This is a genomic window from Niastella soli (assembly GCF_017742245.1).
GTDB classification, from domain to species: Bacteria; Bacteroidota; Bacteroidia; order Chitinophagales; family Chitinophagaceae; genus Niastella; species Niastella soli.
This window is the reverse complement of the sequence record NZ_JAGHKO010000010.1, coordinates 23,493-47,788: the sequence shown is the minus strand read 5'-3', so window position 1 is coordinate 47,788 and position 24,296 is coordinate 23,493. Positions and strand designations below refer to the sequence as shown.

Here is a 24,296-nt window from a genome sequence, read left to right as displayed (position 1 = left end):
TATATCAGCATATGTACGCCAACGAGCAACTAACCAATCTAATTAATGTAATTATGAACAGTTTAGGAGTAAAAGTAGCACTAGTAGATGATTCACCGGTTATCAGAAACGGGATACAGGAAATACTCTCTATGTGGGGATATGAGGTGGTACTTACAGCCATTAATGGCAAAGACCTGCTGAGGCAATTGACCCCAACCAATGCTCCTGACATTTGCATAACGGACCTTAACATGCCTGTAATGAATGGATATGAAACCATTGCCGCGCTTAAGGAACAATGGCCAGGTATCAAGATCATTGCATTTTCCATAACCAGCAATAGCAGCGAAGGATTGCGGGCCCTGCACGCAGGCGCACATGCGTTTGTCTCAAAAACCGGCTCCATTGTAGAATTGCAGAAAGTATTGCAGCAAATGCAACAGCTGGCTGGCATTTAAAAGCAAACCGGTAAGATCTTCACTAATAAATAATTTTTGGGGCTGGAGAAAGCAGGCGTGGAAAATTTCTTCTACTAATAGCGCTTGCTGTTTTAAACTTACACAAAAATAAACCTTCTATTACGTTTATCCCTGTTTGATTTGGTAGCGGGTTCACTTACATTTTATTGTTTGAAGTAGCGGCGTTCGGGAGGCTACATATGGCATTGTTGCAAAACCATGGTATAAATCGCAGCACCCCCGTGCGCATAATTGCTACTTTCTTTACTTGTTTGAAGATAATTGATACCTATTGATTGAATCTAACTAATAGATGAAATGAAAGAATCTATCGGGGAAGAGCCGGTTTTATTCTTTCAATAATGTTAGAAATTCCACAAAATGGTCATAATTCCAATTGAGAGCCAAATAAATACTACGGCCCTGCGTTACGGTAAAAAGGGCATAGTATTTGAAATTATTACGAGTTCGCCTCTCATTCCTTTCTAATATCCTGTGCCGGTAAGGCTGTATATCGCCCCAAAATATTTATTCTTTTATACTATATATATCAATATATGTTACAAGCGCTTCCATATCACTTGAAAGTTCGTGACCACTTTGCTCAACAAACGGGGACCTGGAATTTTTTTGCTGCGGTAAAAACAAGAGAAGAGCAACTGGCCCAATACAAAACTGAATTGTTAAAGAATACTTACAAATTTGATGTAAAGGCAGACGCGGGCATCTATGAAAAAGTTGAAAAGGCCAAAGCAAGTTTGGGGTTGGAGCAGTTACCCGTTACAGTTTACCAGGCCCAATACACCGATGAAATGAATGCCAGCATTGTTTTCCTGAACAATGAAGCGCATATTGTTTTCAGCGGCCGTATAACGCAATTATTAGATGAGAACGAACTGCTGGCCATACTGGCGCATGAATTGACCCATGTAAAATTATACAGTACGCTGCAGGGTGAGCTGGAAATTGCTGAACGCATTATTATGGCCATTGCTGGTAACTATCACAGTGAGCCTGCTTATTATGAGACCGCCCGTTTATACCGGCTATACACCGAGATCTTTTGCGACCGCGGCGCTTATACCGTAACAGGAGAGACCGCGCCGGTGATCACTTCATTGGTGAAAATAGCAACAGGGTTGGATAAGATAAGTGCAGAAAGCTATGCGAAGCAGGCAGCCGAAATATTTTCCTCTGACAGTGGCGTAAAAGCGGCCACCGTTTCGCATCCCGAAAATTTTATCAGGGCGCGTGCCATTCAGCTTTGGCATGAAAAAAAGGAAGCGGCAGAAGAGGAAATAATAAAAATGATAGAAGGCAGTACCGACCTTGACCAACTGGATGTGTTTAAACAGAAGGAATTATTACAGTTCACCAGGAAGTTCATACAATTATTATTAAAACCAAACTGGTTCCACAGTACCCTTGTTACCAATCTGGCCAAACAATATTTCCCCGATTTTTCCTATGATGATACAATTGTGCTGGATGAGCAATTTGCCCACACAATAAGCAGCTCACATTCCAGTATAAAGGATTATCTGGGTTATATTATGCTTGATTTTGCCCTGGTTGATGGCTCCCTGGAACAAATTCCTTTTGGCTGGGCATTTCAGTTTGCTGAATCCATACAATTGAAAGACGTTTTTGACGCTATTGTTAAAAAAGAATTACAACTGAGCGATAAAAAGCTGCAACAACATATCCAAAATACCATGGCTGCCTGGTATAAATTAAAAGAAGGTGAGAAGGAACAGGTAGTACTGGAAAGCGACGCTTCGGTTTAATCAACTCCCATTTTCCATACAGATCTCAATTTATTGATTATGTCAATACAGGTTCAATCATTCAGACAATTTCTGAAAACAGCATTTAATAATGGCGATTATGCAACAGACGATGTAATAGCATTCGTACTGCCCCTGTGTAAAGAGGTGATCGGCTTTCATGAAGCCGGTCTGGTGGCGCCATTTGAAAATGAACATGCACTGTTTATTACTGAAAACCGCATGGATATAGATGAACGGGCTGCCCACAAACCTATGAATGCAATAGGGAAAGTGATAGCCTTGTTTGAACGAAATAAATCGCGCCATTTTGAACCAGGTGGTCAAACAAAACCCGAAATAGAGCTTGACGACAGCGCCGTTTCTGTGGAGCATGTACAGGTCCATTTGAATGGCAACGAAACACTCTCATTCCCGGCTTTTGTGCCCGGCTACCGTTGTTTTGAGATGAATCTGGGCCATCATGATGAGCTGACCGATATTTTTTGTTTGGGCTGCATCCTGGGCAGCATGGCCCTGGGGCTGGATCTGTATGAAGAAAAAGACCTGGCGCTGTTTGCAAAATACCGCAGTAATCCCATTCTGTTCAATCATCGTATACATCCCACTATCAGCGCCCTCATTGCTGAAATGACGGAGTTAAGCCGCCAAAAACGGGTGCAGGACCTGTACGATATTGTAAACAGGTTACAACATTACCGGGATTATGATCCGGAAAAACAGACCGACCTGAGCAATATTGCCGGCTGGATCAATAAATCGCTTACCAACCGGAACCAGCTTATCTTAAACAAACTCCGCAATCGTTTATTCGATACCAGCAGGCGTAACAGGCTTTTGTATTATAAACCGAATATGCGGTTTGTAAACTTAACTGTAAGCAGTGTGCCGATGGTACTGCATTATCAAAGCATACGTCCCGAATTATTGTTTACCTGGAATAAAGACATTGCCGACCGGATTACCGGCATGAAAGAAATTGTACTGAATAAATACCTGCGGTTTGAAGACCACCTGTATTTACCGTCCTCCCTTGATAAAATACGTATTGAAGCGCAGCGCGACATCCAGGAGTATGGGTTCAGTCAGTTGAAACTGGTAATTGTGTATTTGAACTGGCACAATCTGAAAGAAGATGCAGAAGAACGGATACAAAGTCCATTGCTATTGGTGCCAGCCGAGTTAAAGAAGAACAAGAAATTAAAGGAAGATCATTATGTTTTAAAGATCACCGATAATGTGGCGGAAGTAAACCCGGTGCTGGCCAGTTACCTGAAAGAGCTATATGGTATTGAACTGCCTGATTATGTTGACCTGGATGAAATGACACCTGAACAATTCTATCAATTGCTGAAAGGTCAAATAGATGCTGCCAACCAGGGTATCGTGCTGAATTTAATTCAAAAACCCCGCATCAGGCTGGTACATAATGTAGCCAAACAAACCGTGACCAATTTTAAAAAACGGTTACAACGTTCGGGTAAACAATTGAACAGTTATAAAGATGTTGGCTACAGCTATCAGCAGGAACAATATAAGCCGCTGGGGCTTGAAATATTCAGACAACGAGTGGAACCAAAGGAGGGTTTCCTGGAATCATTAGGCCATGAAGAAGCCCGTATTGTGCCTTCCCAGTTAACCGAAAGCATGGCCGACAAACGTCGCCCATCATTTGAATTGTCAGAAAGTGAAGGCAACCCCTACAGCTGGGATTTTGATATGTGTAATATAGTGCTGGGTAACTTCAACTATAAAAAAATGAGTTTGGTGCGCGATTACAATTTTGTGATCGATAACCAGGTGCCCAATGAGGTATTTGAACAGTTGTTCAGCAGCAAACCCAAACCCACCAGCGATATTGCTCAAAACTGGAATAGTACAGATGACTGGTACCATGTAATTACAGCCGATCCTACCCAAACGAAGGCGATCCTGAAAAGCAGGGAAAAGGAAAGCTACATTATTCAGGGCCCGCCCGGAACCGGTAAAAGCCAAACGATCACCAACCTGATCGCCGACTTTGCCGCCCGCGGCCTTAGCATTTTGTTTGTGTGCGAAAAGCGGGCCGCGCTGGATGTGGTTTACCATCGACTTAAACAACAGGGATTAGATGAATTGTGTTGTTATATCCATGACAGTCTGGGTGATAAGAAAGAATTCATTCGCAACCTGAAAGAAACCTACGAAGACTTTACCAAAAATAAAATGGACCTGGAAAGGATCCAGTTAAGCCGTGCGGCCTTATTAAAACAAACCAATGAACAACTGGAACTGTTGAAACAGTTTCATGCTACTCATACCGCCGTACCCGAGCAAGCCGGGATTGAATTTAGAAAATTACTGGAAAGGGTGGTGGAGTTAAAGGAGCACCTGATAACGCGTTCAGCCAAAGAGGCAGATGCTTTACCGCATTATAAAGAATGGCTGGAGTTTGGCAACGTTATTCAACAATTGAGCAATGCGCTGGAAGAAACAGGCGCAGAACCCACCTTTGCCGAACATCCTTTCAGTAAGATAAATGAGAAGATCTTCAGCAATGAGAATCCGCAAACTGTGCTGGAGAACCTGTTGTTGCATTCCCGTAATTTGCTCACGGATATTACTTCAGTAGTAAAGGATAACAATATTCCACCCGAACATACCAACCGCCTGGAGCAGATCAAGAATTTAGTGCAGGTAGCTATTGTGTTGAACCCGCTGGCTGAGACCGACAGCCTGGCATTGGTAGATGAAGGCAATGAACAGGCCCGGAAATTTGATAAAGGCGTTCATTTGTACAAACAGCAACAGCAACATTATGAACAGATAAAAGAGCGGAACAGGAACTGGAAACAAAGACTGGACGAGCAGGATATGCTGGCCGCCATTCCACTGGCCGCCAAATACGAGGAGTCGTTTTTCAAATTCCTGAACAGCAAATGGAACCGGCTGAAGAGCAAGATCGATGAATGTTACGATTTCAGCCAGCATGCGGTGCACCCGGGTTATGCCACTGTTTTGCAGCAACTGAAAGAAGAATACGATGCGGCCAATATGGTGGCCATGGAAAGACATTTTCTTCAACAGCAGTATAAGGTCGACAATGTTGACCTGACCCATTTGAGTATTGAGCGCATAAGGGCCAGAAAGGACGATAAGGGTATTGAATATTTATTGCATCACGCAGAGGCCAATAAGCTGGTAACTAAATTAAGCAAGCTCAATAACAGCATGCAAAAATTGCAAACGCAGTTACAACAATGCTTAAATGAGTATGACACCAAACCAGTAAGCGATATATACGACGAGCTGGAAAGCATCAGTATGAATGCCGAAAGCCTTCAGGACCTGTTACCTGCCCTGCGCGAGTATTCAGAATTGCCCGATTCGGTAAAAGAAGTGCTGCGGAAGATCCCGGTTACTCCCTTGCAGGCAGAAGCTGGTATGGCCAATAAAACCCTGTCGCATATATATCATCAGAATAAAGTGTTTGCCAATACCGATATGCACGCTATTGAAAAGGCGGTACGGCAAATACAGCATTGCTACAAACAACTGCTGAAAGTAAATGCCGATTATATCCGGGCAGCTGTACGGCAACGCTTTTTGCAAAATGTTGAACTGAGCAATATCGCCAGCAGCCAGCTGACGCCGGAGCAACGTGAGTTTAAAAAGAATTATACCGAGGGACGTAAAATACTGGAAAACGAATTCAACAAAAGTATTCGCTTCAAAAGTATCAGGGAGCTTTCAGCTAAAGAAAGCGGGCTGGTGTTAAAGGATCTTAAATCAGTATGGTTAATGAGCCCGTTAAGCGTAAGTGATAGCTTACCGGTTGACATTGATTTCTTTGATGTGGTGATCTTTGATGAGGCCAGTCAGATCACGCTCGAAGAGGGGATCCCTGCTTTGTATCGGGCCAAACAAACGATCATAGTAGGGGATGACAAACAAATGCCGCCTACCAATTTCTTTGCTGTACGTACCGAAGATCCTGATGACCTGGAAGTGTTCACTGATAATGACGATGATGAATTGTTGAGTAATGATGCCGACAGTCTGCTGATACAGGGAGCCCGTAAATTGAACAACGTAATGCTTGGCTGGCACTACAGAAGCAGGTTTGAAACGTTGATCAGTTTTAGTAATCATGCCTTTTATGAGGCCAATCTCCTTACTATTCCTGATAAGACCATTCATCACACAGAAAAGAAGTCGATTGAGATAACCAAACCCCTGGAAGCGACCAAACATGTTGATGCCTTATTTGACCGCAGTATCAGTTTCCACTTTTTGCCAAATAGTGTTTATGAAAAACGCATCAATACAGATGAGGCGGATTATATAGCCTATATGGTGAAAACCCTGTTGCAAAAGAAAGTACAGGAAAGCATTGGCATAGTGGCCTTTAGCCAGGAGCAACAGGAGGCTATTGAAAATGCATTGACAAACCTGGCATCAAAAGATAAAGCCTTTGAACAGGCGCTGGAAGATGCCTGGAGCCGTACGGAGGAAGACCAGTTCACCGGTTTATTTGTAAAGAACCTGGAGAATGTGCAGGGCGATGAGCGCGACATCATCATCATGAGCGTATGTTATGGTTTTGATTCCCGCAAAAAGATGATCATGAATTTCGGGCCTATAAATAAAAAGGGCGGAGAAAAGAGATTGAATGTGATCTTCAGCCGGGCTAAAAAGCATATGGCGGTTGTGAGCAGTATCCGGCACCACCACATCACCAATGAGTATAATGAAGGCGCCAATTACTTTAAACGATTTTTACAGTATTCAGAATTAGTGAGTTGTGGTGATATGCGTTCGGCGCGTACGATCCTTGACAGCCTGGTGTTGCATAAAAAAGAGAGATCGAAGATCAAAGCGGATGATATTATTCTTCAACAGATCAAAGAACAACTGGAAAAGAAAGGATATGAAGTGGCGGAGCAGGTAGGTCAGTCTGATTTCAAATGTTCCCTGGCTGTAAAAGCAAAACCTGCTGATACTACTTACAGTCTAAGCATATTACTGGACGACGACCGGCATTATAAGAATGAGAACCTGCTGGAGCAATACTATCAGCGGCCGGCTATTCTGCAAACCTTTAACTGGCGCACCATTAACGTGTTTGCGAAAGACTGGTTAAATCAGCCCGATAAAGTGCTGGAGCAAATTATAAAACGTTTGCACCAGGAGGCAGGGCAGGAGGAGGAGAAAGTGGAGAATGCACATGAAGAACTCGGGGGAGATGCCATCCCTTCACCTGCAGAAGAAACGCCCATAATGCCTGTTGCGGCAGAACCAGCGGCGCCGTCAACGCCCTATGATCATTTGACGTTTCACCGGCTTATAAATTCAGAGGGAGAGAACAGTCGTTTCTGGGAAGCAGCCCTCGATGGTTGTAAGCTGATCGTTCGTTATGGAAGAGTGGGAACAAAGGGACAAGTGCATGTAAAAACATTTGCGAAGGAAACCACCGCACAACTGGAAAAGGATAAGTTGATCAAAGAGAAGGCGAATAAGGGGTATAAGGCAACATGGCTTTGATGAGTGCAAGAGAAATTTATTATTCTTCATTTTAAAGGAATAGCTACGTCTATCCTGCAACCTTTACCAGGGGCAGCGGTGATCGTAGCTTTTCCATTATAGGTTTCAACCCGGTTCAGGATATTGGTAATGCCAACCCCTTTACGGCTTTGATTGGGATTGAAACCGATGCCATCGTCTTCAATGTACAGGAATACCCGGGCCGCGGTATTGTATATTTTAATGATCGCTTTTTTCGCCTTTGCATGCCTGATGATGTTGGTTAACTGTTCCTGTATAATACGGTATAATGTTTCCTTGATATTGTCTGGGATAAGTGCTTCGTTTAAACCATGCAGATCGAGGTAAACAGGTTGTTGCTGCAGAATGTTATCGATCGTTTTTTGCAATTCAGCCAATAAGGTTGTTTCGGCAAACCGTGGCAATACCAGGCGGTGCGATAAATTGCGGATCTCCTTGATAACCTCCTCAATATTGCCTTTGCATCTTTCAATAGTGCTTTTTTCTTCCGTATAGTTTTCGAGGCTGTACTCCAGTTGCAGTTTTACCGCGGCCAGGATCTGGTTGATATTATCATGTAATTCCCTGCCCAGTTCATTTCGTTCATTTTCCTGGGTCTTTATCATTAACTGGTTAATTGCCTTTTGTTGGGCCAGTTTGTTTTTACGAGCGGCTGCGTTGGTCAATTCTTCAGTAGTAATATCCTTTAGGGTGGCGATCAGTCCCACCGGTTTTTTATTTTCATTCCGCGCAAATGTTATAGTAGATAACAGATAAAATTGCTTGTTATCCTTTCTGGTAAAAACTACTTTACCCTGCCAGCTACCGGTTTGTTGTAATATTTGTAAGGCCTGTTCAGGTGAATCGTTGATGTATTCGTAATTGATAACCTCCCGGAACAGACTACCGGTTACTTCTTTTAAGCGGATGCCAAATACCTGTTCAGTCATTTTGTTTACATAATTGATCCGCAGGTCCATGTCTGTAAAGATCACGGCATCACTTATGTGATCGAGCAAGGCATTTCTTTGAATGTGTATGGTACGGCTATTGGCTGGTGGTTTTACCTGGCGGAATTGAACAGCCGCCTTTGGTTTTTCGGCTAAGTAGAATTTCACCTGTAAGCGATTAGTTTGGCGCATAGGGATTGAGGGATTTAAATGGTTTATGATTAGGACCAGGTATGCGTATACATGTATGTAAGTTTAACGCAGGAATTCACTTTATTAATATGATTTTAATGCCGGATAGTACTTCTTTTGATAGAAATTGTTTTTGATCAACTGGCTCATAATTGCCGGCCAGATAAAGGGTGCCGACTGGTTAGATAAAAACACTTAGCGGATTGGTATTGAGTATTAATTACCTATTGTTGATCATTTTCGATATTATCTGCGTTTACAACTGGTTAACAATTAAAACGCGGGTGTGGCACGGAATTTTTGGTTGTAAGTATAAAGTTTAAGTTATGAAAAAAAACATATTAATGTTGTGCTTGGCCTGTGCGCTTGCGTTGACTACAACCGCAACTTTTGCACAGGATAAAAAGAAAACAGAAGCAGCTGATACAAAGACAAAGGTGAAACCGAATACAACAGCAGGTGATAAAGTACATAACGTAGTTCATCCGAACCATAAAAAATCACACGGTACAAAAGCAAAACATAAAAACGACGCTGGTAAGACAAAAACAGAAACTCAGCCTACCCAATAATATTTGATTTATTGAGTGTTTAAAAGCAAAAAGCTCCCGTTGGAGCTTTTGCTTTTTTGTATGTCGACGTTAAGGCTGGTTGCGTTTTATTATTTATTTCTTTTCGGTAACATACCCATTAAATGAGATCGGCTGTCGGTTATTACTGTTAACAACCATCGAAGCAGAACCATTGTCAAAAATGGTAAGGATCATTTCCCGCGGATCTGTAAGGTCTTTGGGGGCAATGGTAACATTCCAGCCGCCCTTTTTATTATTACTTACGGTGTATTGAAAGTTGGTGGTAGTAAATTGTAAGGGGCCTTCACTGGGGTTTAACGGGGCCGTATAAGCCCGGCCAAAGTAGGGTAGGTCGCTGACAATTGTATCTTTTGAAACCCGGAAGTCAAAATCTGAGGTCAGCTGCCGGGTGCTGCCTGCGGTTGGTAAAGCTGTTTGGGCTTTAAACACATAATTCTGGGCTTCTACAATAGTCTTTATCTGGGCTTTTTTGTCTTTCTTGGGTTGTTGGGCCCATCCTATAGCAGGCAGGCTTAAAAGGGCTATTATCGCCAACCAAACGAAGGTGCTGCGTTTATATGCATCATGTTTCATATGCCACACTGTTTAGTTCTACCTATAAGAACGACAATGGGCTATAAATTGTTTGTTAAAAGATGCAATGTGTTGTAAGTCTGTAGGCCAGGGTTATATAAAACGGGTAACAATCAGGCCAATGAGTATGGACAGCGAGAAGCTCATCAGCGTGCCTATTAAGATGTATTCGGCTTCTTTACGGGCTTCTGCCCCTTTAATGTCATTAAAACGCAGGATTGATTTAGCGGTAATTAAAAAGCCAACGCCTTCATAATGGCCGGTGATCACAAACGTAAATACCAGAATACGTTCAAAGATCCCGATCCATTTGCCAGCCTCGCTCAGGCTTACAGATGTACGGATATTTTGTTCTTCTGCTTCGCGGCGCCAGCGTTGTGTGGCGCTGGTGAGTAAAAATGATAATGGAAAGGTGACCAAAAGATAACCGGTAGCAATGGCCCAGGCTGACTGGCTATGTAGTATTGATGTCCAGTTATTAGGCAGCCAGCCTGCCGGTGCTACAAACAGGCACCATAACATAAACAGGGTGAGTATGTGCAGGAATTGATCTATAATAAAATAAACGATCCCTTCCTTTTGGTTCAGCTTCCACAGGTCAATAATAAAGTGGGTGACCATTACCAATATCGGGATTATCAATTTCCAACCAGGTGTAAACAGAAAAACGAGAATGCCATGTATGGCGCAATGCAGGTAAAGCATCCAGGAGCGCGCTTTCAGCCGCTGTTTGTGGCGTACCATGGTACGTGATTGCAAGATGAAATCGCCTAAGAGGTGAGCGAATATCCATTGAAATAAGGTTACCATGCTTTGAAGATAACTTAAACAGTTGGTATAACCGATTCAAACCGGGTAAGAATTTTTTGCACAACAGGCCAGCCTGCAGCCTGGAGGCGTTGGTGAACGGAGGGCTGTTTAATTTTTAATTTTTTAGCAATGGCAGCCTGTGTATGGTCCTGTAATTGCAGGTAAACCGCCTCGGCCTGTTGTTGAGTTAAACGTTGAAGGATAAAGTTAAGGGAGGAACTGTGTACCTGCCATTCGCTGGTAAAGTCGTCGTCGAAGCTGGCTATGCTGATGAGCTCACCACTTTTTGTCAACTCATCGAGGTAGGGGCCCGATGCCTGAAATGCTGAGCCATCGGACGTGACCACCTGTCCGCTTTGAAAGTTAATTTCACCAACTCCAATGGCCAGCCGTATTTTAAATTTATCTTTTAAAAGACAGGTATGTAATAACAGGGCTATGCGTAATGCTGCCAGGCGGTTTCCGGTGAGGGTGATCTGAATGCTGTCGCCGCGGTATTGTTCCGCCTGCATATCGGACCATTCATGCTTAGTGAACGTAAAGAAGCTCTTCAGTAATTGTTGTAATTTTTTTCTTGAGGCTTGTTTCAGTAGTGATGAGCCTATGATATCGCCACTGATCACTGCTGCTTTTGCGTTATTAGCCATAACCTTCCGGCTTTTTCCAAATATACGCATACCCACCCGATTTTCCAATTATAGTGCTCCAGTCCTATAATCTGCCATTATAGTACTGGAATACTATATTTATAAGTTATAGTATTCCGACACTATATTCATTCCCAATCCCATCCATCTCAATAATCCTGGGATCTCAGTAAAAAAATAAACCCTACCGATGTATCGGTAGGGTTTATCATATATAACTTCCTGCTGTTTTTAGTAGCGGTAGTGTTCGGGTTTGAATGGCCCTTCTTTGGGTATACCCAGGTAAGAAGCCTGCTCGTCGTTCAGTTCATCCAGCTCAACACCGATCTTTTTCAGGTGGAGGCGGGCAACTTTTTCATCGAGCTTTTTAGGCAGAACGTACACTTTGTTTTCGTAGTTCTTGTTGTTTGTCCACAGTTCCAGTTGAGCCAGCGTTTGGTTGGTAAATGAATTACTCATTACAAAGCTGGGGTGGCCAGTGGCGCATCCAAGGTTCACTAAGCGGCCTTCGGCCAGCAAAATGATCTCTTTTCCATCAATGTTGTATAGGTCTACCTGAGGTTTAATGGTGTCTTTGGTATTTCCGTAGTTATTATTCAACCAGGCTACGTCGATCTCAATATCAAAGTGGCCAATGTTACAAACAATGGCTTTATCCTTCATGGCGCGGAAGTGCTTTTCAGTGATCAGGTCGCGGCAGCCAGAAGCGGTAACAATGATATCAGCTTCTTTAACGGCGTCAATCATTTTTTTAACTTCAAAACCATCCATAGCAGCCTGTAAAGCGCAAATAGGATCTATTTCAGTAACGATAACGCGGCAACCAGCACCTGCCAGTGAAGCAGCAGAACCTTTACCTACGTCGCCATAGCTGCCTACTACAGCTACTTTACCAGCGAGCATAACGTCGGTAGCGCGACGGATAGCATCAACCAGGCTTTCTTTACAACCGTATTTGTTATCAAATTTTGACTTGGTTACAGAGTCATTTACGTTAAAGGCTGGAATGGGTAAAGTACCTTTTGCCATTCTTTCGTACAGGCGGTGAACACCAGTAGTGGTTTCTTCACTCAAACCTTTGATATGTTGTACCAGCTCGGGGTATTTGTCGAATACAATGTTGGTAAGGTCGCCACCGTCATCGAGGATCATGTTCAGCGGGCGATCGGCTCCACCAAAGAATAAAGTCTGTTCAATGCACCAGTCAGCTTCTTCCAGTGTTTGGCCTTTCCAGGCATATACACCAATACCTGCAGCGGCAATAGCAGCAGCGGCATGGTCCTGAGTAGAGAAGATATTGCAAGAGCTCCATTTAACTTCTGCACCTAAAGCGATCAGGGTCTCAATAAGTACCGCTGTTTGAATGGTCATATGCAGGCAGCCAGCAATGCGGGCGCCTTTTAAAGGCTGGGTAGCACCATACTCGGCACGTAATGCCATTAAACCGGGCATTTCTGCTTCTGCAAGGCGGATCTCCTTACGACCCCATTCTGCCAGGCTGATATCTTTAACCTTATAGGGAAGTGAAAAATCAATGTTTTTGCTGATAGTAGACATATCTGATTGATTGTTTATTTCGGCCGCAAAACTACAATTTATGTATGAAACTCAATACAAATACCCGTTTACCTGGGTAAATTGTGGGTTGGAGCCGGGATATTAATTTAAGTTTTTTTAAACCATTCTTTTAGTAAGATCAGCCACTGTTTTCTTTTCCAGGATGCGCAGGTTGGCATCCCGTACCAGTACCATCATATCGTGCAACCCGCATTGCTTTTCATCACAGTTCTTGCAACGTTCATAAAAGTAAAGGCTTACGCAGGGCAACATGGCTATGGGCCCGTCAATTAGCCGAACAATTTTAGCCAGGGGAATGTCTTTGGGTGATACTTTAAAGAAATATCCGCCACCTTTTCCCTTCTTACTTTCAAGAACGCCGGCTTTTTTCAACTCCAGCAAGATGTTTTCCAGAAACTTAAGGGGGATCCGTTTCTTTTTGGATATTTCTGCGATAAGAATGGGTTCATTATCTTTTTTATCAGCCATATACATCAAGGCCTTAAAGGCATACTGGGCTTTCTTGGATAGCATGTATTTTCTTATTTAAACACGTAAAGTCGCCTGGTGTTTAAGCCAGGGTTATAAGGGCGTAAGATAAAATAATTTATTTATCCTCCGTTATCTTAAATGGATGGGTGTAAAAGTCCCTGTAAACCCCGCTAGGCGGGGCAAGGCGGGGACTCAGCCCGGACTGGTCTTTTGCCTTATATTATATTGACCAGTTTATGATTATAAGCATACTTTATAAGCCCTATTACGCTGTTTGTTTTGGTCTTGCGAAAGATGTTTTTGCGATGCGTTTCTACCGTTCGTTCGCTGATGAACAGCCTTTCGGCAATCTGTTTATTGCTGTATTCCTGTTCAATAAGGCGCACCACTTCCAGCTCCCGGTCGGTAAGGTGCGTTGTTTCGGGGGCTACTTTTCTGAGGCGTACTGTAGGATTTGGCATTTCGTTCAGCGTTTTATCGTTTAAGTAAACTTTCTCGATCATGTTTTCTAATGCTTTGGTTATGCTATGTTTATCAGTGTTTTTTTGCACATACCCGGCTATGCTCCCTTCCTCAATCATGGCATTCATCATGTTATTTTGCTCCCGTTCGAACAGGGCAACCATTTTTACTCCGGGAAAGAGTTCTTTTACCTTATTGGTCAGTTGATGTCCCGTGCGGTAAAACATGGTAATGTCGGCAAACAGGATGTCAACGGGTGTACTGGCCATCTGTCTAAGCAGTTCCTGGGGGTTGGTGGTTATGATAACTGCCTTGAAATTTTCATGTTTGTGTAAAAGCGATAGTATGCCATCGATTACCGTCTGGTGATCTTCAGCAATAGCCATGCGAATTTTTTTTCGTTTCATGTTTGGCAGGTTAAACATTCAGCCGATAGTGGTTATGGGGTTAAATGGCTTGAACTCGCACGTAGGGGGCCCTACCTCAGGCTCTTATGATCAGGTGTATCAAATCTTCTGCCACTGCCGGAAAAAGAAAGCGCAACCTGCGAAGAATGATACAATCGGGGGCTGAAGGGGGGCCAGCTGAGGTATTTCCAAATCCAATGTGTGGGGAAGAGGGAAAGGTATATGAATGACAAGGATGATCCGGTTTGAGACAGTTCATGTAGCAAGTAGTTTGGTAAATCTTTCTATAATTTACTTAATTACCCGCCAGAAAAGCACAATAGCAATAAAAATTGAGGAATGTCAAATCCGGGATAAGAAGCGTGTTATAATTATTCCCGAACAGTAAATAGAATTCAGTCTGTTATTATTGATCTTTTGATCCTAATAAGTCCAATGTTTTAAAGAATGCTGTGAAAAAAAAGTGGATTTATTCCAGGTAAAAACAAATAACCCCGTATAGGCGGGGTTATTTTTGTATATAAAGTATTTTATGAATCTGTGTTGAAGCTATAAGCCCAGCACATCACTCATGGTATAGATGCCTTTTTTGTTTTGCAGGAATTCTGCTGCCAATACAGCGCCGGAAGCAAACCCCTTACGGTTATGAGCGGTATGTTTTATTTCAATATCGTCAATTTCCGATTTGTAAGTGATGGTATGCGTACCGGGAGCCGGATCAATACGTTCGCTGATGATCTCCAGTTCTGTCGGGTTATTGGTTGGTTCATTCACCCATTTCTTCTTTTGGCTTAATGAGCCCATTATGCCTTCGGCCAGCGTAATGGCGGTACCACTGGGCGCGTCTTTCTTTTGGGTATGGTGAAGCTCTGTGATCGATACACTGTATTCCGGATGCGGGGCTACCAGGTCAGCCAGCTTTTTATTGATGGCAAAGAAAATGTTTACGCCTACACTGAAGTTGCTGGCATATAACAAAGCGCCGTTCTTTTTGGTGCAATGTTCTTTTGCTTCATTGAACCGTTGCAGCCAGCCGGTAGAGCCGCTTACAACAGGAACACCTGCATCCAGGCATTTGATCACATTGTCAAAAGCTACTTCGGGGCCGGTAAATTCAATAGCTACATCGGCCTTCTTTATATTTTCGATGGTATTATCCTGAATATTTTCGATGCCTACTTTTAAAACTATTTCATGGCCACGTTGCAAAGCAATTTCCTCAATGGCATGGCCCATTTTACCGTATCCGATTAATGCAATTTTCATCTCTTTGAAATTAATTGAACGCGAAAGGTTTACAAGGCCGCTAAGGTATCGCTTTTTAAACGATTATCTGTCGGCAAACTTGAATACCAGACTTAAGCCAATACTCTGGGGCGATAGTATAGCCGGCTTTATCTGCATGGTGAGGTTGTCGTTTACATTAAATCCTTTCAGGTGGGCATCTACCGTTGCATCCACTACATTCAACCCCCAGAATAGCAGGGTGAATAAAATGGAGTAATCCATGTTCTTACGGTACTCGTTGCGGTAATTAGTGAGTGAAGATTCTTTATTGTTTACAACAAAATACTGAAGCTTGGGGTCTACCTGTTCCAGCATGTCCTGGTAATTGGCTGGTGGCGGATTTTCTTGCCCGGCCTCAAGAACCGTTATTGCGTACTGGATTTTGTGATACCAGTTCCTATTGTCGAAATAAGTATAAATAGGAATACCTACTGCGGTCCAAACAATGGGAACTTTCCAGTATTTCCGGTTGTAGGTTTGGCCAAGGCCGGGAAGAATGGCCGACATGATGGCGGCCGTTTTTGGACTGTAAATGCGTTTACCTGTGGAGTCGTACTTATACATCCAGCCACTCTTCTTTACTTTTGAGCTGGCAACCACTTTCCCAGTGGTGTCTTTTACAATAAGGGTGTCTTTTTGCTGAGACAATGCCAGCATTGGCAATGAAAGGATAATTGAAATAAAGAAGAGAATTGGCTTCATGCAGGCGAACTTATGCCGAGACACCGATCTGATCTAATATTTTATTCAGTTCCTGAATAGAATAATATTCGATCGAAATAGCTCCGTGTCCGTTTTTGTTATGATTTAATCTGACCTTGGTACTGAAATGCGTTGCTAAATTATCTTCAATTTTCTTGTAGGCAGGAGGGAGGTTGCTTTTTACCGATTCTTTAACACCGGCAGCAGTACCGCTCTTATACATCTTTCTCACCAGGTCCTCTGTTTGCCTAACCGACAAGCTGCGGCTTCTGATCTCATTGTATATGAACAATTGCTTATCTACCGTATCTACATTGATGAGGGCGCGGGCATGACCCATGCTGATCTCATTTTTGCGTACAGCTACCTGAATATCGGGGGGTAATTTAAGCAGTCTGATGTAGTTGGCAACAGTACTTCTTTCCTTGCCCATGCGTTCTGCTACCTGTTCCTGCGTATGGTTCAACTCTTCCATCATCCGTTTATAGCTCAGTGCTATTTCTACGGCATTCAGGTCTTCACGTTGCAGGTTTTCGAGCAGGGCCAGTTCCAACAGTTCCTGGTCGTTTGCCTGGCGAATGTAAGCTGGTACATCAACCAGTCCGGCAATTTTAGAAGCGCGCCACCGGCGTTCACCCGAAATAAGGCGGTATTTGCCACCGGCCATTTGGGAAACGGTGATGGGTTGCACAATGTCGTGCAATTTTATAGAGGAAGCCAGTTCCTGCAAAGCCTGTTCGTCAAAGTCATGACGGGGCTGGCGTGGGTTAGGCTCAATTTGATCTATTGGAATGCGGGAAATGGCAACAACTGTTTCAGCAACATCTTTTTTCAGGTTGCCAGCCGCGTTTTTCAAATCAGAATCTATATTCTGCAACAGGGAACGAATTCCCTTACCCAGCGCGTCTTTATTTTGTTTGGGGTTGGTCATTGATTGTATATGGTTTTTTGTTTTGGATCTTGTCAATCCCGCCCTTGCGAGACCTACGCCACCTCATTATTCTAATATCCGCTCTTCCTGCTTGATCTTCGTCATGTCGTTCTTTTGCAGGATCTCCTTGGCCAGGTTCAGATAGTTGACAGCCCCTTTACTTTGACCATCATACAAAATCACCGGTTTACCAACGCTTGGCGCCTCGCTGATGCGGGCATTGCGGTGGATAATTGTATCAAACACCATTTCGTCAAAATGTTTGCGTACTTCATTTACCACCTGGGTACACAAACGCAAACGGCCGTCGTACATCGTCATTAATATCCCTTCAATAGCCAGATCAGGATTTAAACGGCTTTGTACAATCTTAATTGTGTTCAATAATTTGCCAAGACCTTCCAATGCAAAAAATTCTGCCTGTACCGGAACCATTACAGAATCGGCTGCGGTTAAGGCGTTCACAGTTATCAAACCCAGTGAAGGAGAGCAGTCGATGATGATAAAATCGTACTGGTCTTTCACTGGCTCCAGTATGTTCTTTAATACACCTTCCCGGTTGGGATAATTGATCATCTCAATTTCTGCACCTACCAGGTCAATGTGCGACGGAATGATATCCAGGTTGGGAATTTCTGACTTCAGGATCACATCTTTTCCCGGGGTACTGTTTACCATACAGTCGTACAAGCTCGTCTGTATATTGTGTAGATCAAAACCTACCCCGCTGGTGCTGTTGGCCTGCGGGTCGGCATCTACCAATAATGTTTTGAACTCCAGAACGGCCAGGCTGGCCGCCAGGTTGATGGCAGAAGTGGTTTTTCCAACTCCTCCTTTTTGATTGGCAACTCCAATTACTCGGGCCATAGTGATTAATTACATTCCTACCTGCTCCTGCAGGTCATTGGATTTTTTAAATTGGTTTCACTTAATTCGGCTGTGACCTCGTAAAAACACGAAAGATAAGCACAGTCCATTCGTCTTTTCCGGTATGTAAACCGTATAAAGGGCAAAATTCGGTGACAATATACTTATTTACCGCATTCAATACCGTCTGCAAGCCCGATAGTGAATAAAATTGTATTAAACTCAACAATAAAAAGCATCCCCCAAAAAATGGAGGATGCCCATATTGGAACGCAAAATTATTACATTAGGCTTATTATCAGCATTTAATGTTTTAATATTTTACAAGTCGCTATTTTTCACAGCTTTCGGTGGAAACAGGCCCGAAAAATTACCCCGCTGGCCTCGTTAAATTGCGATGGTTTCGCCAATCTTTGGCAAATGCAGCACACAGCTGGTATTGGCAAAAGCCTTTTTTGCGGCCTCCTGGTCGATCTTTATATAACCAAAAGTGTCGTAATGCACCCCGATTATCTGCTGGCATTTGATCATTCCTGCGCAACGAACGGCATCTTCCACATCCATAGTAAAGTTGGAGCCGATGGGCAGCACAGCAAAGTTCAATTCGGCCCAGGTAGGTACCAGCTGCATATCCAGTGTAAGGGCGGTATCGCCGCTGTAATAGAAATTGCCGGCTTCGGAAGTTATAATAAAACCAACAGGGTTGCCACCATAGGAACCGTCGGGTAAACCGGAGGAATGATGGGCTACTACCATTTTCACGGTAAAATCGCCAAAATTCCATTTACCTCCGGTATTCATGGGATGAACATTCGTAACAGCCTGTTTGCCCAGCCATTCGTAAATTTCGTAGTTGCACACCACTTTGGCACCGGTCCGTTTGGCTATGCTTACCAGATCGGCAGTATGATCGGCATGGCCATGCGAAACCAGTATATAATCGGCCTCTACCGTATCGGCATTCACCACTTTATTAGCTAATTCGTTGGGGGTAATAAATGGATCGAATAACAGTTTTGTACCTTTGATCTCAACGGAAAAGCAGGAGTGCCCGTAAAAAGTAAAATTCATGTAGTAAGTTTTTGTTTTATGTTTTAAGTCCGGCTTCGGGGTTTGCAAACATACAAACTATGAACCCAGAACCCAGCCATGAGAACAAACAATTGAGAACTAAGAACTATTATCCAACGTTATTAATACAATGAGTGATATTTATACCATCGTTTCCGGAACCAACAGACCGGGAAGTAATACGGAGAAAGTAGCCCGGCATTATCAACAGGTTTTAAAATCAAAGAACATTACTCCACACTTCCTTTCGCTGGAAGGATGGAAGTATATTGACAAAACCCCTGAGTTCATACAGCTTGAGAACGAAATTTTAGTTCCAACCAATAAATACATCTTTATTGTTCCCGAATACAATGGTAGCATACCCGGGGTGTTAAAGCTCATGTTCGATATTTCTGATTACAAGAAAACATGGTGGGGTAAAAAAGCCCTGCTTACCGGTGTGGCCACCGGCCGGGGCGGTAATTTGAGGGGGCTGGAGCATTTAACAAGTATTTTACATTACCTGCGGGTGGTGGTACATCCCAATAAATTACCTATATCATTGGTGCATAACCTCATAAATGGCACCACCGGCGATTTTCACGATGCCGGGACCCTGCGGGCTATTGATATGCAGGTCGATGAGTTTTTACAATTTTAATGAAGGTGGTTCGTCTACGTAATTAAGAGAACGAAGTAAGAAGTAGGAAGTAAGAGGTAGGAATTACATCATACGTCTTACATCCTACTTCGGATATTCTAAAGAAAGAGCTTCCAGCTTTACTGAGGTCTCTACTAAAAAGCATTCGTAACAATTTATCGACAATCATGCGTAATTCAGGTTTTTTCTTCTTTTTGCTGGGATTGATGGCATTACTGGATATATATGTTTTCCAGGTGTTGCAGGTTGTGCTGCCCTCTTCCTCAAAGGCCAGACTGGCCATCATTATTGGTTATTGGGTGATCTCTATTTCAGCCATGTTGTATGTATTTACATTTCCCTATATAAATCATGACAACTGGCCCCGATGGGCGGTTAGCTATTCGCGGGCCATCGTGTTTGGATTGATATTATCTAAATTATTAGCCTCCCTGTTTTTTGCGGTAGATGATATTCGCCGGGGTGGAACCTGGATAATTGGGAAAATTTGGCAAAAGCCAGTGGAGGTTACCCAGGATGGGGTAGGAATTACCCGTTCTGTTTTTCTGAGCTGGTTAGGAATGGCTGTTGGTGGAACCGTTTTCGGTACGCTGGTGTATGGGTTCGGCAATAAATACCGCTACCAGGTAAACAGACTTCGGATGAGTTTTAAAACCCTTCCAGGTGCGTTCAAAGGCATGCGCATTGTGCACATCTCGGATATTCACAGTGGCAGTTTTACCGATAAGGAAGCCGTTGAAAAAGGCATTAAAAAGATAATGAAAGAAAAGCCCGATATGATCCTGTTTACCGGCGACCTGGTAAACGACCGGGCTTCCGAAATGAAGGATTATATGGACGTGTTCAGCAAACTGAACGCTCCTATGGGAGTATATTCAACCCTGGGAAACCACGATTATGGCGATTATGTTAAGTGGGACAGTCATGAGGCCAAAAAGGAAAACCTGGAACAGTTGAAACAGGTGCATAAGAACATGGGCTGGCGCCTGCTTATGAATGAACATGTGGTGCTGGAAAAAGGCGGCGATCAAATTGCCTTGTTAGGTATCGAGAACTGGGGCGCCAAAGGCAATTTCAGCAAATATGGTAAAATGTCAGCAGCGTATCCTGGTTCAGAGCAATACCCTTTCAAGATCCTTATGAGCCACGATCCCAGTCATTGGGATGCGGAAGTACGGACTCAATACAACGATATTGATCTAACATTAGCCGGTCATACGCATGGGATGCAATTTGGGCTTGAATTGCCTGGTTTTAAATGGAGCCCCGTACAGTATATGTATAAGCAATGGGCTGGTTTGTATGAGGCCGGTGACCAGAAATTATATGTGAACCGGGGTTTTGGATTTCTCGGTTATCCCGGAAGGATAGGTATTCTTCCCGAGATAACAGTGATAGAGTTGTCGTAGAAACGATTTTGATTTTATATAGAAAGAAAGGACTGCCGGTCTTATCCAGGCAGTCCTTTTTTTGTAAGCTGGTTTTGAGGGCTTCTTCAGCTGCAACCAATCGCGCGCTTGAGAATTACTGTACAGAGGGCGATATAACAGGGACCTCGCAAGGACCTAACAAGGACCTAACAAGGACCTAACAAGGACCTAACAAGGACCTAACAAGGACCTAACAAGGACCTCAAAGGGATTTTATCCCTGTGAGGTCCGGGAAGTATTCCTGTTTGGTCACATCTTTAAAGGGCCAAACCGTGCACCTGGGCGGTACGGATCATTATACAGGTTACGGATTTAAAAGTGTTTACTAAAACAAAAGGTAAAGGGGCAGGGGTTTACGGGTCAGGGTACAGGGGTATGGAAATGAGGGGATCTTGTTTTGAGCTTGTTTAGGGTAAATAAGGGACCAGCTAAAATGCTATTTGCTACTTTACGGTTCGGGTGTTATAGATGAAAAGTTCATTTACGAGCGATGGGCCATCGTAAACCCATTTTAGCCAGTCTCCTTCAGAATACTAAATCAGACCTTAACTGTGAACTCATTAGGGTACCTTTCAATGCCAGGGGCATTTCTACGGTAAGGGACAAGGAATTTTTCTACGGTGTTAGGGATTAGGGGAAAACTATCTTGTATAAATTTATTACGGACTTATTTCATAAGGTGGTTTCGTAGGGCTCTCTTCGTATTGACACCTCAAAGTTACGCTGGGAAAACCCCCTTCAACGAGTTGTTTCGATGAACCGGACAATCTTATAGCTGAATGAGCGGAAATCTACGGTGAGCGGGTATAGTGGTTTGGTTGCTGTTTTTACGTACGGTTTTTAGAAAATCCTGGTATTCAATAGTTAATTTACTTTCTGAGGTCATTCCGGGCATTTCTGGCTTTAAAAGGATCAAATCAGGCGGATTGCCGTAATATTGCGAAGGGCTTCAGGCGTCTTTGCATTCGCGGGTGATTGGCAACCGACTGGTGGTTTACAGCCAGTTGGTGTAAAGTGGGTCTCGTAATGGTAGAATAATTAAGGATCTATAAGTTAGCAAAAAATTAGTAATGATTAAACCGGCACCAATTTTTTTTATCTCATCTTCGTTCTGTACTCCATCCACCCAGGATGTACCCTGCCGCCTATTTAGCAAACGTATGAAGAAACTGGTTGTTCTGTTTATTTTATCCATTGCTTTGCAACCCGCCTTTTCCCAGAACGGCGGAAAACTGGATTCAATATTTTCAAAAGGTGACACCACCGCTATACTGGACTCACTATTAAAAGATTTTGACGCCTATTTAGATAGCCTGGTAAGCAAAAAGAGTTTTTTTACTATCAATACAAGTATAGGCACTGGTTACTTTAGTTTTAATGAAAAGAATTCCGTTACGGTAAACACCGAAAAGAAGTTGATCTTTTCGCCTTCAATCGGGTATTTTCATAAGTCAGGCCTGGGTTTTTCCGCGTCAGCTTATGCGCTTCTGCATGAGGGAATGAATTTTTATCAGTATTCAATAAGTCCTTCATTCGACCGCATAAAAAAGAGCTATTCAACAGGCATCGCATATACCAGGTACTTTACAAAGGATGCGCTTAACTTTTATACTACACCTATCCAGAATGAACTGTTTGCGTATTTTTCTTATAAGAAGTGGTGGGTGCGGCCAACAGTAAGCTTGAGTTATGGATGGGGAAGTAAAGAAGAAAAGGAAAAAAAAGAAGCAATGCGTTTCGCTCGGTTACAGGAGGCGTTGAATCGTTTTTATGTAAAAAATACCACCTCGCTAAGCGATTTTTCTGCCACCATTTCGGTGCGTAAGGACTTTGACTGGTACAGCGTTCTTAGCAAACGGGATAACATAACGTTAACACCTATTGCCATGATAAATGCCGGTACACAGACATATGGTTTTAATACTTCTTATTCATATAATTTTTCACCGGTACGTATCAACTCATTACCCAGCAATAACGACATTTCCGAAAGTACCCAGTTTGCTTTTCAATCGGCTTGTATGGCGTTTAGGGGAAGTTATTTAAAGGGGAGGTTCCTATTACAGTCGCAGGTGTTGTTCGATTACTATTTGCTGGATTTGCAGGATTCCAACTCAAAATTGAACACCGTATACTCTATAACGGCTGGATTGAGTTTTTAATGATTGATTTTTAGGCATTTCTTCACTTAGCTGTTAAGGTAAATTAACAGGGATGATTGTACCTTGGCATATAAGTTGAATTTCTACAGGTGAACCAATAAATAACACAGAATATGAAACTAAAATCCCTGGCATTATTAACAATTGCTTCCACATTGACGTCGCTTTCTTTTGCACAAGGATTTCATATTGGTGCAAAAGCCGGTGCCAACATCTTTAAAGTAGATGGTACCTCCATGAAAGATGAATTTAATTTTGGATATAACGTGGGCGCTTTTGCCGAATTGAATTTCAGCGATAAAATAGGTATTCAACCTGAAGTAATGTGGAACCAGACCAATTACCGTACAGGTGATCATTTCGGTTCTATTTATCCACATGGAGTGGATGATGTTAAAGGAAAACTGAACTACCTGAGCATTCCTGTTCTCTTAAATGTTAGTCCCGCCAAGTTCCTCACCTTACAGGCTGGTCCGCAATTTGGTATTCTACTGAATCACGATAAAACGCTTGTAGATAACGGCCAGGAAGCCTTTAAAAAAGGCGATTTCTCCATGCTGGGCGGCGTGCAATTAAACATTGGTTCCTTCAAACTCGGGGGGCGGTATGTGGTAGGCCTTGCTAATATCAATGATATTGATAATAAAGAAAAGTGGAAAAACCAGGGATTCCAGGTATATCTTGGAACAAGGATTTTATAATACTCTTTCTATATAATAGAAAAGCCTCCCGATGCATCGGGAGGCTTTTGTTTTTTTATAGTGCTGAAG

Annotated in this window: 20 protein-coding genes; 8 read left to right on the top strand and 12 right to left on the bottom strand. The window is 43.0% G+C overall.

The window, feature by feature from the left end; translation table 11 throughout:
• Window positions 1-53: 53 nt before the first annotated feature.
• The 3 genes from J7I42_RS24475 to J7I42_RS24465 all read left to right on the top strand — a co-directional run bounded on the left by J7I42_RS24475 (window position 54) and on the right by J7I42_RS24465 (window position 7,750).
• Entirely contained in the window at window positions 54-440 is a 387-nt protein-coding gene (locus tag J7I42_RS24475; RefSeq protein ID WP_209141513.1) for a response regulator, read from the top strand.
• Window positions 441-997: 557 nt separating this feature from the next.
• Window positions 998-2,227, top strand: coding sequence for a M48 family metalloprotease (locus J7I42_RS24470; RefSeq protein WP_209141512.1), 1,230 nt, complete (start codon window positions 998-1,000; stop codon window positions 2,225-2,227).
• Between the two features lie 39 nt (window positions 2,228-2,266).
• Window positions 2,267-7,750: an AAA domain-containing protein gene (locus tag J7I42_RS24465; protein WP_209141511.1), complete on the top strand. Its 5,484-nt coding sequence runs from the start codon at window positions 2,267-2,269 to the stop codon at window positions 7,748-7,750.
• Between the two features lie 26 nt (window positions 7,751-7,776).
• Here J7I42_RS24465 and J7I42_RS24460 read toward each other — a convergent pair whose 3' ends face one another.
• Complete coding sequence (locus J7I42_RS24460; RefSeq protein ID WP_209141510.1) at window positions 7,777-8,892, bottom strand: PAS domain-containing sensor histidine kinase; 1,116 nt, start codon at window positions 8,890-8,892, stop codon at window positions 7,777-7,779.
• A gap of 326 nt (window positions 8,893-9,218) precedes the next feature.
• Between J7I42_RS24460 and J7I42_RS24455 the strand changes: the two genes are divergently transcribed.
• Complete coding sequence (locus tag J7I42_RS24455; protein WP_209141509.1) at window positions 9,219-9,464, top strand: hypothetical protein; 246 nt, start codon at window positions 9,219-9,221, stop codon at window positions 9,462-9,464.
• Between the two features lie 93 nt (window positions 9,465-9,557).
• Here the strand turns inward: J7I42_RS24455 and J7I42_RS24450 are convergent, their stop codons facing one another.
• From J7I42_RS24450 to J7I42_RS24400, 11 genes are all read right to left on the bottom strand, one after another.
• Entirely contained in the window at window positions 9,558-10,058 is a 501-nt protein-coding gene (locus J7I42_RS24450) for a DUF4251 domain-containing protein (RefSeq protein WP_209141508.1), read from the bottom strand.
• A 93-nt stretch (window positions 10,059-10,151) separates the two neighbouring features.
• Window positions 10,152-10,868, bottom strand: a complete 717-nt coding sequence (locus J7I42_RS24445) for a DUF3307 domain-containing protein (protein ID WP_209141507.1) — start codon at window positions 10,866-10,868, stop codon at window positions 10,152-10,154.
• A gap of 14 nt (window positions 10,869-10,882) precedes the next feature.
• Window positions 10,883-11,545, bottom strand: a complete 663-nt coding sequence (locus J7I42_RS24440; protein ID WP_209141506.1) for a sigma-70 region 4 domain-containing protein — start codon at window positions 11,543-11,545, stop codon at window positions 10,883-10,885.
• Window positions 11,546-11,746: 201 nt separating this feature from the next.
• On the bottom strand, window positions 11,747-13,072 hold the full coding sequence (gene ahcY / locus J7I42_RS24435) for an adenosylhomocysteinase (RefSeq protein ID WP_209141505.1): 1,326 nt from the start codon (window positions 13,070-13,072) through the stop codon (window positions 11,747-11,749).
• Between the two features lie 117 nt (window positions 13,073-13,189).
• Window positions 13,190-13,606 (bottom strand): RrF2 family transcriptional regulator, encoded by a 417-nt coding sequence (locus tag J7I42_RS24430; protein WP_209141504.1) that lies wholly within the window; start codon window positions 13,604-13,606, stop codon window positions 13,190-13,192.
• 173 nt (window positions 13,607-13,779) lie between these two features.
• Complete coding sequence (locus J7I42_RS24425; RefSeq protein ID WP_209141503.1) at window positions 13,780-14,433, bottom strand: response regulator transcription factor; 654 nt, start codon at window positions 14,431-14,433, stop codon at window positions 13,780-13,782.
• Between the two features lie 549 nt (window positions 14,434-14,982).
• Window positions 14,983-15,699 carry a 4-hydroxy-tetrahydrodipicolinate reductase gene (gene dapB / locus J7I42_RS24420; RefSeq protein ID WP_209141502.1) on the bottom strand — a complete coding sequence of 239 codons (717 nt, stop codon included), beginning with the start codon at window positions 15,697-15,699 and terminating at the stop codon, window positions 14,983-14,985.
• 63 nt (window positions 15,700-15,762) lie between these two features.
• Complete coding sequence (locus J7I42_RS24415) at window positions 15,763-16,422, bottom strand: DUF5683 domain-containing protein (RefSeq protein ID WP_209141501.1); 660 nt, start codon at window positions 16,420-16,422, stop codon at window positions 15,763-15,765.
• 10 nt (window positions 16,423-16,432) lie between these two features.
• A complete protein-coding gene (locus tag J7I42_RS24410; RefSeq protein ID WP_209141500.1) occupies window positions 16,433-17,353 on the bottom strand; it encodes a ParB/RepB/Spo0J family partition protein in 921 nt (306 codons plus the stop codon).
• Window positions 17,354-17,419: 66 nt separating this feature from the next.
• On the bottom strand, window positions 17,420-18,220 hold the full coding sequence (locus tag J7I42_RS24405; protein ID WP_081204358.1) for a ParA family protein: 801 nt from the start codon (window positions 18,218-18,220) through the stop codon (window positions 17,420-17,422).
• Between the two features lie 387 nt (window positions 18,221-18,607).
• The gene (locus J7I42_RS24400) at window positions 18,608-19,291 is read right to left on the bottom strand and encodes a metal-dependent hydrolase (RefSeq protein ID WP_209141499.1); all 684 of its coding nucleotides are present in this window, start codon (window positions 19,289-19,291) and stop codon (window positions 18,608-18,610) included.
• Between the two features lie 130 nt (window positions 19,292-19,421).
• Here J7I42_RS24400 and J7I42_RS24395 point away from each other — a divergent pair, with 130 nt between their 5' ends.
• The 4 genes from J7I42_RS24395 to J7I42_RS24380 all read left to right on the top strand — a co-directional run bounded on the left by J7I42_RS24395 (window position 19,422) and on the right by J7I42_RS24380 (window position 24,227).
• Window positions 19,422-19,934 carry an NADPH-dependent FMN reductase gene (locus J7I42_RS24395; RefSeq protein ID WP_209141498.1) on the top strand — a complete coding sequence of 171 codons (513 nt, stop codon included), beginning with the start codon at window positions 19,422-19,424 and terminating at the stop codon, window positions 19,932-19,934.
• Window positions 19,935-20,101: 167 nt separating this feature from the next.
• Window positions 20,102-21,343, top strand: a complete 1,242-nt coding sequence (locus J7I42_RS24390; protein WP_209141497.1) for a metallophosphoesterase — start codon at window positions 20,102-20,104, stop codon at window positions 21,341-21,343.
• A 1,181-nt stretch (window positions 21,344-22,524) separates the two neighbouring features.
• Complete coding sequence (locus J7I42_RS24385; RefSeq protein ID WP_209141496.1) at window positions 22,525-23,526, top strand: hypothetical protein; 1,002 nt, start codon at window positions 22,525-22,527, stop codon at window positions 23,524-23,526.
• Between the two features lie 113 nt (window positions 23,527-23,639).
• Window positions 23,640-24,227: a porin family protein gene (locus J7I42_RS24380; RefSeq protein WP_209141495.1), complete on the top strand. Its 588-nt coding sequence runs from the start codon at window positions 23,640-23,642 to the stop codon at window positions 24,225-24,227.
• Window positions 24,228-24,296 lie beyond the last annotated feature (69 nt).